This is a genomic window from Sphingopyxis sp. sgz302558 (assembly GCF_057220455.1).
Map to the genome: position 1 here is coordinate 420,168 of NZ_JBXPUZ010000002.1, position 12,733 is coordinate 432,900.

Consider the following 12,733-nt stretch of genomic DNA (forward strand, 5'->3'; position numbering starts at 1 on the left):
TTGCGTCTTAGTCCTCCCCAATGACTTGCATTGGGGAGGTGGCAGTGCGCAGCGCTGACGGAGGGGCCCCCTAAATCGCCTCGATGTTATAGCAGTGCCAGCTCAATATCGCGATCGCGCCGCGGTGCGGGCGCCAGGGTTCGGCGAGTGCGCGTGCGGCTTTTTCCGCGGGGCGTTCGGGCAGCGCCAATATGCGCTTGACCGCTTCCTGTACCGCCAGATCGCCCGCTGGCCAGATGTCGGGCCGGCCTTCGGCAAACAGCAGGTAAATCTCTGCCGACCAGCGACCGATGCCCTTTACCTGCGTCAATAGCGCAATGGCCTCTTCATCATCCTCGGGCAGATTGTCGAGCGGAAGCCCGCCTGACAGTGTCAGCTCGGCGAGGCTGCGCGCATAGCCCTGTTTCTGTGCCGATAGGCCGCAGGCGCGCAGCGCGGCGAAATCGGAAGCAGCGACCGCCTGCGCCGGGCAGCCGTCACCCAGCGCTGTCTCCAGCTTGTTCCACACCGATGCGGCCGCCGCGACGCTGATCTGCTGCCCGACAATAGTGCGCAGCAGCGTGGTGTAACCGCGTTCGCGGATACGCGGTTCGGGATAGCCCGCATGCTCCAACGCGCGGGAAAAGCGCGGGTCGATCGCAGCGACAGCGTCGATCCCCTGTTTGATCTGTGCGGCGCTTAAACCCATGTCGTCCCCCTTTTGTTCCGCATGCTTTAGCAGCGCTTGATTAACCGCGCAACGCGCGACATAGCGGCGGGAACGCGCATGGTGCGCTGCCGAAAGGATGCTCGATGGCCAAGCTGATTGTCGTGACGCGGGACGGGAATGAACATGCAGTCGAAGGCGATACCAGCCTGACCGTCATGGAAAATATCCGCGACAATGGCTTTGACGAGTTGCTGGCGCTGTGCGGTGGTTGCTGTTCGTGCGCGACCTGTCATGTCCATGTCGACCCGGCATTTGCGGGCAAACTGCCCAAGCTGGGCGAGGATGAAAATGACCTGCTCGATTCGACGAGCGATCGCAGCGAATATTCGCGCCTATCGTGCCAGATTCCGTTCACGGCGGACCTGGACGGCCTGCGCGTGACAATCGCGGCGGAGGATTGAGGGGTACCCTCCCAACCCCTCGTCATCCTGAACGTGTTTCAGGATAACCAGCGGGCTGGGCCTGTTATCCTGAAACACGTTCAGGACGACGAAACGAGCAAGATTGCCGCTATTTCTTCCCAGCCACCGCCACGGCATAGAGCGCAATCGCCGCTGCGTTCGAGATATTCAGGCTTTCCATCCGCGGGCTGATGGGCAGGCGCGCGATGGCGTCGCAATGTTCCATCACATTGTGGCGGATGCCGTCGCCTTCGGCCCCCAGCACCAGCGCGACGCGGCTGCCATCGAGCGTGGCGGCCAGATCGGTGTCGCTGTCGCCGTCGAGCGCGATGCGCCACCAGCCGGCTTCGGCAATCTCGTCGAGTGCGCGAGCGAGGTTGACGACGCGGACCCACGGCACATCTTCCAGCGCGCCCGAAGCGGCCTTGGCGATGGTGCCGCTTTCGGGCGGACTGTGGCGGTCTTGCGTGATAATCGCGGCAGCATCAAAGGCGGCAGCGGAGCGCAGCACCGCGCCAATATTGTGCGGATCGGTCACCTGATCGAGGATAACAAACGGCCGTTTGCTGTCATTATCGACCTCATATTGCAGCACATCGGCGAGCAGCACATCGTCCAAGGGCACGACTTCGGCGACCAGCCCCTGATGCGGTGCATCGCCGGGGACGAGACGGGCAAGGTCAGTGACGTCGCAAAAGCTGATCGGCAAGACAGGGGGCAGATCGAGCTGCGCCAGCGCCTCGCGCGTGCCCCAGATGCGCTTCACGGTGCGGTCGGGATTGGCGAGCGCAGCGATAACGGCATGGCGGCCCCACAGGCGCGGCGGCTGGCCCTTGGTGCGTTCGGTGGGGGTGCGGCGATGGCGGGAAAACTGGCGGGTCATGATTTGGGCGCTTTGTCACGACAAGGCGTTGACACGCAAGCACCCATTCGCCATGGGACCGCCTTCGCGCGGCAAGCGCCATGGACAGGTGGCCGAGTGGTTAAAGGCAGCAGACTGTAAATCTGCCCGGGTTTCCCGTACGCTGGTTCGAATCCAGCCCTGTCCACCACCGCTTGAATTCAGCGGCGAAGCACCTCTCCCTCGATCACCTGACTGGCCGGGACATGTTTGCCCAAATGCTTTTTGAGTATGCGCAGGTTGCGACTGCTCGATCGGAACAGAACGTCGAACGCGTCGCCCGCCAGCGGGATGGCGCCGACGGCGGTATCGACCGCCAGATTGCCCATCATCCGCCACAACTTCCATTTGGGCAAGCCCAGGTTGCGCGCTTCCCAGATGATATAGGATCCGAGAGCAGCGCTGATCAGATCGCCAACGACGGGCACAAGGCCGAGCACCGCATCGAGCCCGATGGCGCGGTTTATGCCCGGGATCATGATGCTGCGCTCGAGCAGCAGTTCCAGCGCCTCGACACGCTTTAGCGCGGCGTGCGGGTTGGTCGTGTCAACATTCAGCGCAGAAAAGAGCTGGTCGAACGATGGGTTGGGAATGGGCATTTTGGGCAATAGTCCAACAAGCGACCCAGTTGGCCGCATGAACTAGTTGGGGGCGGTGCGCAGCCGATTCAATGGATGTTCGCCGCGATTGTTCGCGCGCACACCGTTCAGCCGCGGCGACACCACCGACCAGCGCAGCGGGGTCGCCAACGGAATCCAGGCGGCATAGCGCACCATGATCACCTCTGCCTCGGCGATTTTGGCGTCGCGCGCTGCAACGTCGGCAGCGTCTTCGGCTTCGCTCAGCAGCACATCTGCTTCGCGGTTGCAGCTGATGCGGCCGGCGCTGCCGCAGGTCAGGCGGCGAAAGGCCCAGATAGGGTCGTCGGTCGGCGCGACCTCATCAATCAGGCGCAGATCGGCGGCGTCGGTGATGCCCACGCGCTGGGCGCGCAGCCCGATGGCGCGCAAGTCGGCGGCGATCCAGGCGAACAAGATGCGGCTACCCGGCCCCTGTGGCAGTGCAATCCGCAGCGGTGCGATGCTGCGACCGGTTGATTTATAGGCCGCGACGATAGCGGCGGCGCGCGCCTTTCGTTCGGGCATGGTCAATTCAATCCAGGGCGGCAGCAAGGGATCGATGCCGGGCGTGCGCAGATTTTGCGACAGGCGCAGCGTCGCCTGCGGCGTCCATTCGTCGAGCCCGAACGCCCCGATCGCCCGCGTGCGATCAATTGCCATGGAAATGGCATCGCGGTTGCGGTCATTGGCCAGAAATCCGTCGGCATTGACCACGGCCAGCCCGAACAGCCCGGGCACCGGGTCGACCACCAGCCGGGCGCGCGAAATGCGCGAACCGACATAGATGGGGAAATCGGCCATCCGCCCGCCAAAGACACCGTCAACACTTCCATCGATAAAGCGCGCGATGGCGGTGGGGGCCGAGACGCCGCGCAGCTCCACCCAGCCCGCCGGGTCCTCGACCGCTTCCTGCGCTTCTTCCGGATCTTCGGCGAGCGGATCAGGCTGTGGCACCAGCATGATCCGGCCGTTGGTGCGCCGGGCATCGAGCGGGCCCCAGCCGCGCCCGCGATTGGGCAGCGACATCGATGGATGGGCCAACAGCTCAAGCAAATGGGATTGCGGCCGTTTCAGCCTGATTTCGATGACCTGATCGGTCATGGCGCGCACCGATTCAACCTCGGCAAAATTATGCCGGAGCGGATGGGTGCTGGTGGTCGCAATATAGCGGGTGATCAGCCTCGCCACGTCGCGCGCCGTAACCCGCCGGCCATCGCTCCATTCGGCTTCGCGCAAGCGGAAAATATAACTCAAACCGTCGCTCGTGACCGTCCAGCGCTCGGCAAGGCCAATGTCGGTTTGTCCTTCGGCATCGATGCTGACTAGCCCCTGCGCTGTAGCGGTGAGCAAGAGCGCATTAGGGGGCGATAGCGGTCCGTTCATGGGATTGGGCGCCGCGATCAATGGACCGATGGCGGCAATCTGGATCGGATCATCCTCGCCAAACAGGCCGCAGCTGGCAAGCGAGAGCAAGGCGATTGCGCCCGCTGCGCCGCGCAAAGCCGCTGCCATCATTCTTTTTCCTCTCCACTGGTGCGGACGGCGGGACTCGAACCCGCACACCCAGATGGATAACAGATTTTAAGTGGGACGAGACTACAGCAAGTATTTGTTAGATATTGCATTATTTTCTGCGCGTCAAGAACTGTGTAAGGTTTTGTGTAAGTTTTTGGGTTTCAGTCAATGGAAATCGTGGCTGTCAAACCGCAGTAATTCCTCTTCATCTGGCATTGCGTTGAATGGCAGATAAGCCAGCGTCCGCGCGCACGGTGCCTCTGGGTCATACGGACCGGGTTTGCCACCGTTCTTCGCGGCATCGCCGCGTACGAGAGCGATAGCGAACTCGGTGCGACCAGTCGAACGCAACAGGTCATCGTGATTGACGGTGCGGTCGCAGATATAGTGGATCATGTCGCCTTCTTTCTGCAACTCTCCCCAAATGGCGATCATGGATGCGGACATGACCTCGCGCCGATAAAGCTCGGAACGGTTCAGCCAAAGGATGCCGTTGGCGAACGAGGATGACGCCTGCGACCTCGGCGTTGCGGCCGTCGCGAGTGCCGCAAGGATCGGAGCAGTGGACGATCTTCATCGCGATGGCTGCTCCAATTACGGCCAGCGAACGGAGCATGTCGGCCCAAACTTCGAGACTATCTTCCTTGCCGCCCCCCCAGATGCACGTCGAAATGAGGTTTACGATCAAGCGGCACTCCACAACGACAGCGGCCCAAAAAAGCTAGGAGCGGCAACAAAATATGTCATATGACCAAAAAATCTTGACCGCAGCCCGGCCAGCGGACTAAGCGTTTCTCAGAATTTGAGGAGGCAGGTCTTGGCAAGGATTCTATTGGCTGGCGGTTATGGATTGGTGGGGAGCAATGTAGCACGATTGCTGAGGCGTGCGCATCCGGACGTCGAGATCGTCTTGGCCGGGAGGAATCCCCGCGACGGCATTGATCTCGCAAGTGAACTGAGCAACTGCACGGTGGCGTTCCTCGACGTTCTGAATCCCCAAGCGGCACTTGACCAAATTGGCGATCTCGATCTCATTGTCGCCATTCTGAAAGACCCTCACGAGGCGCTGTTTGCGGAGGCCGTAGAGAGGCGGGTCGCGTATATCGGGATTACTAAAACGGCGGACGAGGTGTCGCCCCAATTGTTTGCGGCATGCGGAGATAGGCTCCGCACACCAGTCGCTGTTTTGGGCCACTGGCAGGCCGGCGTGCTGGCCTATGCCTGCGCGGACCTGTTCGCTGAGTTCGCTCAGGTGAACAGTATAGAGCTGGCTGCCGTTTATGATCCCGCCGATCCGATCGGTCCAATGACCGAAGGCGATGGAGAGGCCTTTTTTTCGCGAGCTCTACTTCGGCGATCTGGTCGCTGGCAGTGGATCGATCCCGAAACCAACGGCCGAAGCATCGACCGCTTTGGGGTCTCTCCGATCGATGGTCGGCCGATGGGGGTTCTTGATGTACCAAGCCTAGCGATGGCCAGTGGCGCAGCCGATGTCCGTTTTGATCTTGCAATCGGAGAGTCTGAGGGAACGCGATCCGGCGGGGGGGGCTCCCACGACCTGTACATCACAGTATCCGGACGGCTGGAAACAGGCGGCGACGGCATTAGACACCGATTGGTCAGCGACACCAAAGGACAGGCGCACATGACCGCGATGGGCGTGCTCATCGCGATTGAGCGCATACTTGGTTTGGATGGTGCACCGGCGGTCACCAAAGGCTTTCACAGCCCAGAGTCTCTGCTTCCAGCCGCTGACGCTGTTCGGCGTCTGGCGGATGCTGATATCGAAATTAGCGACCTGCCTCCCGTGCAAGGCTGAGCTTGGACAGGCACATTAACAGGGTGATCGGACAACGATGGACATCAAAGACTTGTTTTCGCTGGAAGGGCGGACTGCGCTTGTAACTGGCGGTTCGCGCGGTATTGGGAAGATGATCGCCAGCGGCTTCGTTGCGGCTGGAGCCAAAGTCTATATCTCTTCTAGGAAAGGCGATGCTTGCATTGCGGCAGCTCGCGAACTTGGCCCCATGTGTGAAGCGCTTCCCGCCGATATATCGACGCACGTCGGCTGCCGCCAGCTCGCTCAGGACCTCTCGATGCGTGAGAGCGAGCTCCATATTCTCGTGAACAATGCAGGCGCGACTTGGGGCGCCAAATTCGACGCTTTCCCGGAGTCTGGATGGGACAAGGTGATGGACCTGAACGTCAAATCGCCCTTCTTCCTTACCCAGATGGTGTATCCATTGCTAAAGCAGGCGGCGGTAGAGCAACGACCGGCGAAGGTCATAAATGTCGGTTCTGTGGATGGGCAGCGGCTTAGCCCTTGGGAAACCTATAGCTATCAAGCATCGAAAGCGGCAATCCTGTTCCTGACGAAGAGATTGGCAGCGCGCCTCGCCGAAGACCGAATTCACGTCACGGCAATCGCGCCAGGCGCATTTGCATCGGAGATGAATCCCGGTGCGCGTGATCACGCTGACGAGATGGCGCGACACATTCCGGCGGGACGCGTGGGCGATGCTGAAGACATTGCGGCAGCCGCGATTTACCTCGCGAGCCGGGCCGGCGACTATGTCCTAGGCGACAGCATTTCGATTGATGGCGGCTTGGTTCACGCGGCAACCGGCAAATCTTTGGATTGAAGTTAACTGTTCCAGCCAGACACTAGGCGTCCTCAACGCATTCCGACGCAAGTTGATCGCAAAGCTCCAATATGGCGCGCTCATAGCCGACAAGCGAGGAACGGCGGGGCTTACCGAAACCCCGAAATAGCGAAGCGCCTTCGATCAATGCCACGATGACACCCGCATGGCGCTGCGCTCGTCGCTTGGGCATTTGGGGGGAAACCGAGCGTATCGCCTCGGTCATCTTATCAAGATAGACGTCATAATAGCTGTTCATGATTCCGGCGATACTTGGATCGCGGCCCGCCAGGGCCCAAAGTTCCCAGAAAATGAGGCAGCTTGCCTTCTCGTCCTGATCCTTCAGCAAATATTCGATCATGCGTTGGAACTGCGCTTTGGGCGACCCTGCGCGATTGCGAGTAACGTGCGACAGAGCCGCATTGTAGTCGTCGACCGTTCGCTTCAGCAGTGCGTTGAGCAAGTCTTCCTTGGTCTTGAAATAATATTGCAAGTTGCTGAGCCGTATGTCGACCGCCTCGGCGATGCGTCGCATCGTGAAGAGGCCATAGCCTTCGTCGATCAAGACACGGACAGCGGCATCAAGAATTTCCTCGACCCGCCGCTTTCCCTTTTCATGAATCGCCGTTCCCGGCCTGCTGGGCTTCGCCACCTTACCAACCGACAATCTACGAAGCCCCCATCAATCAATATTTCCAGCCTAGAGTGATACCATATTGGCGGGGTGCGGCCAACTGCCCAGTCTTTAGGTCAAATGTACTAGCCAAGGCGTCGATGCCATGAGCGAGATAGCGCTTGTTGGCAAGATTTCGGCCGTAGAGCGACAAGCTCCACCCATCATTGCTGTGCGCGACGCCAAGCGAGGCGTTGAACAAGCCTACACTTCCGGTTTGCAGTTCCGGATCGTTGAACGGCGTAAAAAACAGATTGCTGCTGTAGACATACTCACCACGGAGGTTGAGATCGACATTCGACGAGAGTTGTGGCGACCATTCAGCAGAGACGCTGAGCGTATCGCGGGGGGCGCGCGGAAGGGTGTTTCCCGATAGGTCAAGCGCCCCGAACTGAAAGCGACGGTACTGCGAAACAAGATGGGCGTAGTTGATGTCGAACTTTAGGTCAGGGACGGGTGTTGCCGTCAATTCGATCTCGAAGCCCTTCACACGCGCTTTCGCAGCGTTCGTAATCTGCACGACCGGCACCTGACCGCCGGTGTCGATCGGCGCGAACACCTGCAGATCGCTATAGTCGTAAAGGAAGACGGCCGTGTTCAGCCGAAGGCGCCGGTCGAGAAACATACCCTTGAGCCCTGCCTCATAAGCGGTGATTTTCTCGGACGAAAAGGGCGTCGCCGCTGCAACAGCATCGGCAGGGAAGTTGTTGAAACCGCCGCTTTTGAATCCACGAGTTACACTACCATAACCGAGTATGTCGTCAGTCGCCTGATATTCGGCGACAAAGCGCGGCGAAAAATTGTTAAAGGACGTTCGGGGCGTAGTTAGCGGGATGAAATCGAACGCAGGCCCGCCAGCGAATGGCAGTAGCTGCCGTTGAATCGCCAGGCGCTTGCGTTCGTGCGTGTAACGCGCACCGGCGGTCAGCTTGAGCTTTGGTGTAACCCGATAGCTTATCTCTCCATAGCCTGCGATGCTTGAGGTTCGGGTTCGGGCATCGGTCAGTTCGTCATCAAGTGCAAAAAATGGCAGAATGAAATGGTCATTTCCACGTCCCCGGTCGCGCAGGAAGAACAGCCCCGCGATCCATGAGAAGGGGGAATCACCCTCCTTTGATACGATACGGAGTTCTTGCGTGAACTGCCGGGCTCTTTGCGTCGTATCGAGATGTACGACAGGCAAGGGTGTGCTGTCATAGTCTTCGGTATAGTGGATGCTGGTTGAGCGGTAGGCCGAAATTGCCGAGATATTGGCACCGCCCAAATCCCAGTTGATGGACATTGAGGCGCCTAGGATGTTTCGCCGGATGAATGCCTCGGGAAGGTCGTAGGATCCTAAAAAGGGATCGGCGCTTTCCTGATAGAGACCAAACAGCGTCCCGCCCACAACCTCCTTGAATGTGCTGGACGGGCGATCACGGGAGTGATCGATGCTGAAGGTGACGTCGAGCGTGTTGGTTGGCTCGATCCGCAACTGTCCTCGAAAGCTCAGGCTGTCTTCGTCATTGAGTTTCCGGCCGGTAATCGAATCGCGCGTCCATCCATGGCGTTCCTTGTAGCTGCCTGAAAGTTTCACAAACACGTTCGAGGCCAGCGGACCACTGACCAAGCCGCGTGCCGAGCGCTGATCGAAGCGGCCATAGCCCAGTTCCAGCCCTGCATGAAAATCAGGGCCGGGTTGGGTCGTCTCGATCTTTATCGCACCGCCATTAGTGTTGCGCCCGTAGAGCGTGCCCTGCGGCCCGCGGAGCACTTCAACGCGCTCAAGATCAAAAAGATCGAAAAGGGCGGACGAAGCGCGGCCGACATAGACGTTGTCGAGATACACGCCGACTGCGCCTTCAGACGTGATGCCATCGTCGTTCGAACCGACGCCGCGGACAAACACCTGTGGCGACAAGGTCGAATAGCTGGACAGATAGAGGCCCGGAACGCTCGCGGACAGGCCGGTCAGGTCGCTTACGCCAGACTGTTGCAACGAATCGCCGGTCACGCTGGTGATTGCCAATGGAACGCGTTGCAGGCTCTCGCGGCGATATTGCGCCGTAACGACAATTTCGTCGACTCCCACCGTATTTTCACTTTGCTCCGATGCCGTCGCCTCCAGCTTGGCCGGCTGCGCCGCTGCTATAGTCGCCGGTGCCAGCGTCACGACGCCTGCCAACAGTGCTGCCCGGAACCAGCGCCCTCCAAACTCTCCCTTCATTTTCCTTCTCCTCGTCAGTCAATTTTTGCTGTTGACAAAAATTATGTCATATGACCAAATAATAGTCAAACGATATGAATCACATTGGCCGAAATCAGGCTTTTCAGGCATTTCTGGGGGAAAAAATGGCTAAGCGACCAAAAACATGGAGTGAGAAATGACACCATACTCGTTCTTTTCGCGGCGAGGGTTTCTCGGCGCCGGAGCGGCTGCCGCAATAGCGGTGGGCGGAGGCTATCTCTGGCTACACGGAAGCGACGAGGAATATGAGCGGATGGCAGCGGGTTCTGTGCCGAAATTTCTGTCGATCAAGGAATATGCAATCCTTGATGCTATGGCCGCCGCCATCATCCACCCGCTCAAAAATGGTCCAGGGGCCAGCAAAGCCATGACCGCTTTGCGAATTGATCGCGAATTGTCATTCCACCAAGAAACCAGCCTAGCCGACGACATCAAAGCATCGCTGGTGCTTCTGGAGAACATGCCCCTCGTGGATGGGCTTGGCCCGCGATTTACGGGTCTGAGTCGCAAGGACAAGCAATTGTTCCTCGCAAATTGTGCCGATGCCGGGCCCGGGCTGCGTCGCGCCGCCTATAACGGCATCCGGTTCCTGGTCGTATTCTTCTATTACACCGATGACCGAACTTGGCCCGCACTTGGCTATTCCGGGCCCCTCGTCGACGAGAAACTGTTCGAAGGTGGCAACCGGATCGCCAATCTGGAAAAAATGAACGCGCGTAACGCCGAGGCATCCGCATCATGATCATCGAACATAGCCAAATAACCAGCGACCTCAACGAGACTGCTGATGTCGTTGTCATCGGTTCTGGCGTCGGCGGTATGACCGTCGCGCACAGGCTTGCGCAGTCCGGAGCAAAAGTCATCGTTCTTGAACGCGGAGGATATTACTCGGCTGCCCGGGGCGATCTGGACCAACGCAGCGACAACATGCTCGCCCGGATCGACGGAAGACGAGGTCTGGGCACGACGTCGACCGGCGAAATCGCCCTCATGTACGGCAATTGCGTCGGCGGCGCGAGCGTCCACTACTGGGCCGACAGCTGGCGCTTGCCCAAGGACCGGGCCGATCTCTATGTCCAGATGGGTGTTGAAGGCCATGAGCATGAGGCGCTCGAACCCATATTCGAGCAGATAGAGAAAGAGCTGAACGTACATCTCGCCGGTCCGGATTATTATAACCGGATGAACCAGCTGTTCGACATTGGCGCGAAGAAGCTCGGATGGCCTGTCGAAGGCGTTCCGCAAGCGCGGCGCGGCTGCGCTAAAAGCGGGCATTGCTATCAAGGGTGCTCCTATGACGCCAAGCAGTCCGCCCTGGTCACCAGCGTTCCTGCGGCGATCGACGCTGGCGCGAGGCTCTACTCAGATTGCGAAGTCGTTGGCATCACGCGCGATGATGCAGGAAAGGCGAGCGGAGTCGCGGCGATCTTCATCGATAGGGCCACGTCCCGCCCTAATGGTCACAAGCTGAAGGTCAAAGCAAAGATTGTGGTGCTGGCCGCCGGCGGCTTTGCTTCGGCTGTGATCTGGATGCGTTCGAAACTACCAAATGGCAGTGGGCAGGTCGGCAAGAATCTCTACCTCAATCCCTGTCCCTATCTTTACGCAATGTACGATGAGCCCGTCATGTTGTGGGAGAATATCCCGACGGCCACCGGGACGACCGAGTTCCGGCTACCTCGCTACGACGGCAAGACCTATGTCGAAGGCGGCTACCTGCTGCATCCCAACCAGATACAGGCGGAGTTTCTGGCGGCGACAATCCCTGGCTTTGGGGAACGCCATGCTCGGATCATGGAGCGGCTGACCCATGTCGGCAGCGTCGTATCGTGGATTGATGACGAGATGCCCGGCCAGATCGTGATTGATGGCAATGGCAACGCGACATATGACTACACAGTGCGCGGCGTCGACCTGCTAAAGACCCGTGATGCGCTGAAGAAACAGGCAATGTTGCTGTTTGCGTCGGGCGCACGCGAGATTATCGTTCCCGACATCGCAGGAACCCGGCTCCGCGACCCGAAACAAATTTCGATCTTTGACAATCTCGACATGACGGGTGGCAACACACTTTGGGGTGGTCCACATCCGGCAGGTGCGCTGCGCATGGGCAAAGACCCCAAGTCCAGCGTGATTGGATCTGACCATCAGGCATATGAAGTTCCGGGCCTTTATGTTGCCGATCCAAGTGCCTTTCCAAGGCCTCCCAGCGTCGACCCGTCGCTAACCATCATGGCGTGGTCGGTGATCGCGGCGAACGCGATACAGGCGCGACTTGGATAGGAGATTGCCGTGACCATTGCATATCGCATCGCGCAAGTTTTCGCCGGGCTCCAGATTGTGAGCTATGCCGATACAGTGCGAAACATCGCTTTGGGCGCGTTCGACAATATCGGTCTTGCAGGGCCGATGATCCGGATGGAAGCCGCGGCCAATAGTCTGTCCAGCATCGGCTGGGCCTCCATCCTCGTGCTTTCGGCCTTGGGGAAAGGACAGGCAGCGGGCCGTCTAGCCTATGGGGTTGCCGGGATGATGTGGTTCGATGTCCTGACCACCTGGCGCCTAGATATGCCTCTTCCGCCCTACTTTTTGTGGTGGGGCTCCGCTGTGGTCGTGCTCCAGTTGCTCGCCGGATACACGTTTGAGCGAGCTGGTGTCAGGAAGGAGCAAACAGCATGATCCGTCGTTGGTTGACCCTCGTTTCCGTCGCCAGCTTTGGCTCGTCGACGTTCTCTTTGCTGAACGGCGATTTCCTCTACAGCGATCTCCCGACCAGAGTTCATTTCGATCACGCCATTGCCAATGGTATCGAGGCAGTGGGTTGGCTGCTCGTTTTTTTGCTCCACCCGACGAAATATGCATCTCTAGCAGGCAGGATAGGACTGTTCCTAATCGGCATGTGGCTCTGGGACATGACAACAACGCTTCCGCTCTCGCTGCCCCTGCCGCCGCTACAGAATATCTGGGGGCCGCTGTCATTGCTGCTCCAAATCTACACCATTCAGCCGTTGTTGCACAGCAACACCAGCGCTCAATCCTGAAAGT

At 59.2% G+C, this 12,733-nt stretch carries 14 protein-coding genes, 1 tRNA gene and 1 pseudogene; 9 read left to right on the forward strand and 7 right to left on the reverse strand.

Annotated features, from left to right (window positions below; genetic code table 11):
* Positions 1–70: 70 nt before the first annotated feature.
* A complete protein-coding gene (locus tag AC2TC0_RS07405) occupies positions 71–688 on the reverse strand; it encodes a DNA-3-methyladenine glycosylase family protein (RefSeq protein WP_484716872.1) in 618 nt (205 codons plus the stop codon).
* A 104-nt stretch (positions 689–792) separates the two neighbouring features.
* Here AC2TC0_RS07405 and AC2TC0_RS07410 point away from each other — a divergent pair, with 104 nt between their 5' ends.
* The gene (locus AC2TC0_RS07410; RefSeq protein ID WP_484716873.1) at positions 793–1,110 is read left to right on the forward strand and encodes a 2Fe-2S iron-sulfur cluster-binding protein; all 318 of its coding nucleotides are present in this window, start codon (positions 793–795) and stop codon (positions 1,108–1,110) included.
* A 109-nt stretch (positions 1,111–1,219) separates the two neighbouring features.
* Here AC2TC0_RS07410 and AC2TC0_RS07415 read toward each other — a convergent pair whose 3' ends face one another.
* The gene (locus tag AC2TC0_RS07415) at positions 1,220–1,993 is read right to left on the reverse strand and encodes a TrmH family RNA methyltransferase (RefSeq protein WP_484716874.1); all 774 of its coding nucleotides are present in this window, start codon (positions 1,991–1,993) and stop codon (positions 1,220–1,222) included.
* Between the two features lie 82 nt (positions 1,994–2,075).
* Between AC2TC0_RS07415 and AC2TC0_RS07420 the strand changes: the two genes are divergently transcribed.
* Positions 2,076–2,162: transfer RNA gene (locus tag AC2TC0_RS07420), tRNA-Tyr, on the forward strand.
* A gap of 10 nt (positions 2,163–2,172) precedes the next feature.
* Here AC2TC0_RS07420 and AC2TC0_RS07425 read toward each other — a convergent pair.
* The 3 genes from AC2TC0_RS07425 to AC2TC0_RS07435 form a co-directional block, all read right to left on the reverse strand.
* Entirely contained in the window at positions 2,173–2,610 is a 438-nt protein-coding gene (locus AC2TC0_RS07425; protein WP_484716875.1) for a DUF4112 domain-containing protein, read from the reverse strand.
* 42 nt (positions 2,611–2,652) lie between these two features.
* Positions 2,653–4,146 (reverse strand): ABC transporter substrate-binding protein, encoded by a 1,494-nt coding sequence (locus AC2TC0_RS07430; protein WP_484716876.1) that lies wholly within the window; start codon positions 4,144–4,146, stop codon positions 2,653–2,655.
* Positions 4,147–4,311: 165 nt separating this feature from the next.
* Entirely contained in the window at positions 4,312–4,593 is a 282-nt protein-coding gene (locus tag AC2TC0_RS07435; protein ID WP_484716877.1) for a hypothetical protein, read from the reverse strand.
* Between the two features lie 370 nt (positions 4,594–4,963).
* Between AC2TC0_RS07435 and AC2TC0_RS07440 the strand changes: the two genes are divergently transcribed.
* Together AC2TC0_RS07440 and AC2TC0_RS07445 are read left to right on the forward strand one after the other, a co-directional pair.
* Positions 4,964–5,965, forward strand: coding sequence for a hypothetical protein (locus tag AC2TC0_RS07440; protein ID WP_484716878.1), 1,002 nt, complete (start codon positions 4,964–4,966; stop codon positions 5,963–5,965).
* A 37-nt stretch (positions 5,966–6,002) separates the two neighbouring features.
* Positions 6,003–6,788 carry an SDR family oxidoreductase gene (locus tag AC2TC0_RS07445; RefSeq protein WP_484716879.1) on the forward strand — a complete coding sequence of 262 codons (786 nt, stop codon included), beginning with the start codon at positions 6,003–6,005 and terminating at the stop codon, positions 6,786–6,788.
* A 22-nt stretch (positions 6,789–6,810) separates the two neighbouring features.
* On the opposite strand, the gene AC2TC0_RS07450 is transcribed toward AC2TC0_RS07445, so the two are convergent.
* A complete protein-coding gene (locus AC2TC0_RS07450; protein WP_484716880.1) occupies positions 6,811–7,440 on the reverse strand; it encodes a TetR/AcrR family transcriptional regulator in 630 nt (209 codons plus the stop codon).
* A gap of 34 nt (positions 7,441–7,474) precedes the next feature.
* Positions 7,475–9,667 carry a TonB-dependent receptor gene (locus tag AC2TC0_RS07455; protein WP_484716881.1) on the reverse strand — a complete coding sequence of 731 codons (2,193 nt, stop codon included), beginning with the start codon at positions 9,665–9,667 and terminating at the stop codon, positions 7,475–7,477.
* A 157-nt stretch (positions 9,668–9,824) separates the two neighbouring features.
* On the opposite strand from AC2TC0_RS07455, the pseudogene AC2TC0_RS07460 reads away from it, so the two are divergent.
* The 5 genes and pseudogenes from AC2TC0_RS07460 to AC2TC0_RS07480 form a co-directional block, all read left to right on the forward strand.
* Positions 9,825–9,902, forward strand: a pseudogene (locus AC2TC0_RS07460) (twin-arginine translocation signal domain-containing protein); the annotation flags it as partial.
* Positions 9,903–10,001: 99 nt separating this feature from the next.
* Positions 10,002–10,430 (forward strand): hypothetical protein, encoded by a 429-nt coding sequence (locus AC2TC0_RS07465; protein WP_484717501.1) that lies wholly within the window; start codon positions 10,002–10,004, stop codon positions 10,428–10,430.
* Positions 10,427–11,971 (forward strand): GMC family oxidoreductase N-terminal domain-containing protein, encoded by a 1,545-nt coding sequence (locus AC2TC0_RS07470; RefSeq protein ID WP_484716882.1) that lies wholly within the window; start codon positions 10,427–10,429, stop codon positions 11,969–11,971. Before AC2TC0_RS07465 ends, AC2TC0_RS07470 begins: the two co-directional genes overlap by 4 nt.
* Before the next feature lie 9 nt (positions 11,972–11,980).
* A complete protein-coding gene (locus tag AC2TC0_RS07475) occupies positions 11,981–12,367 on the forward strand; it encodes a hypothetical protein (RefSeq protein WP_484716883.1) in 387 nt (128 codons plus the stop codon).
* On the forward strand, positions 12,364–12,729 hold the full coding sequence (locus AC2TC0_RS07480; RefSeq protein ID WP_484716884.1) for a hypothetical protein: 366 nt from the start codon (positions 12,364–12,366) through the stop codon (positions 12,727–12,729). Before AC2TC0_RS07475 ends, AC2TC0_RS07480 begins: the two co-directional genes overlap by 4 nt.
* The last annotated feature ends 4 nt before the right edge of the window (positions 12,730–12,733 follow it).

Bases quoted from the DNA above. Each gene is read 5' to 3' on its own strand.
- AC2TC0_RS07435 (WP_484716877.1), bottom strand. From the start codon at position 4,593: ATGTCCGCATCCATGATCGCCATTTGGGGAGAGTTGCAGAAAGAAGGC.
- AC2TC0_RS07425 (WP_484716875.1), bottom strand. From the start codon at position 2,610: ATGCCCATTCCCAACCCATCGTTCGACCAGCTCTTTTCTGCGCTGAAT.
- AC2TC0_RS07455 (WP_484716881.1), bottom strand. From the start codon at position 9,667: ATGAAGGGAGAGTTTGGAGGGCGCTGGTTCCGGGCAGCACTGTTGGCA.
- AC2TC0_RS07410 (WP_484716873.1), top strand. From the start codon at position 793: ATGGCCAAGCTGATTGTCGTGACGCGGGACGGGAATGAACATGCAGTC.
- AC2TC0_RS07445 (WP_484716879.1), top strand. From the start codon at position 6,003: ATGGACATCAAAGACTTGTTTTCGCTGGAAGGGCGGACTGCGCTTGTA.
- AC2TC0_RS07405 (WP_484716872.1), bottom strand. From the start codon at position 688: ATGGGTTTAAGCGCCGCACAGATCAAACAGGGGATCGACGCTGTCGCT.
- AC2TC0_RS07470 (WP_484716882.1), top strand. From the start codon at position 10,427: ATGATCATCGAACATAGCCAAATAACCAGCGACCTCAACGAGACTGCT.
- AC2TC0_RS07430 (WP_484716876.1), bottom strand. From the start codon at position 4,146: ATGATGGCAGCGGCTTTGCGCGGCGCAGCGGGCGCAATCGCCTTGCTC.
- AC2TC0_RS07415 (WP_484716874.1), bottom strand. From the start codon at position 1,993: ATGACCCGCCAGTTTTCCCGCCATCGCCGCACCCCCACCGAACGCACC.
- AC2TC0_RS07465 (WP_484717501.1), top strand. From the start codon at position 10,002: ATGGCCGCCGCCATCATCCACCCGCTCAAAAATGGTCCAGGGGCCAGC.
- AC2TC0_RS07480 (WP_484716884.1), top strand. From the start codon at position 12,364: ATGATCCGTCGTTGGTTGACCCTCGTTTCCGTCGCCAGCTTTGGCTCG.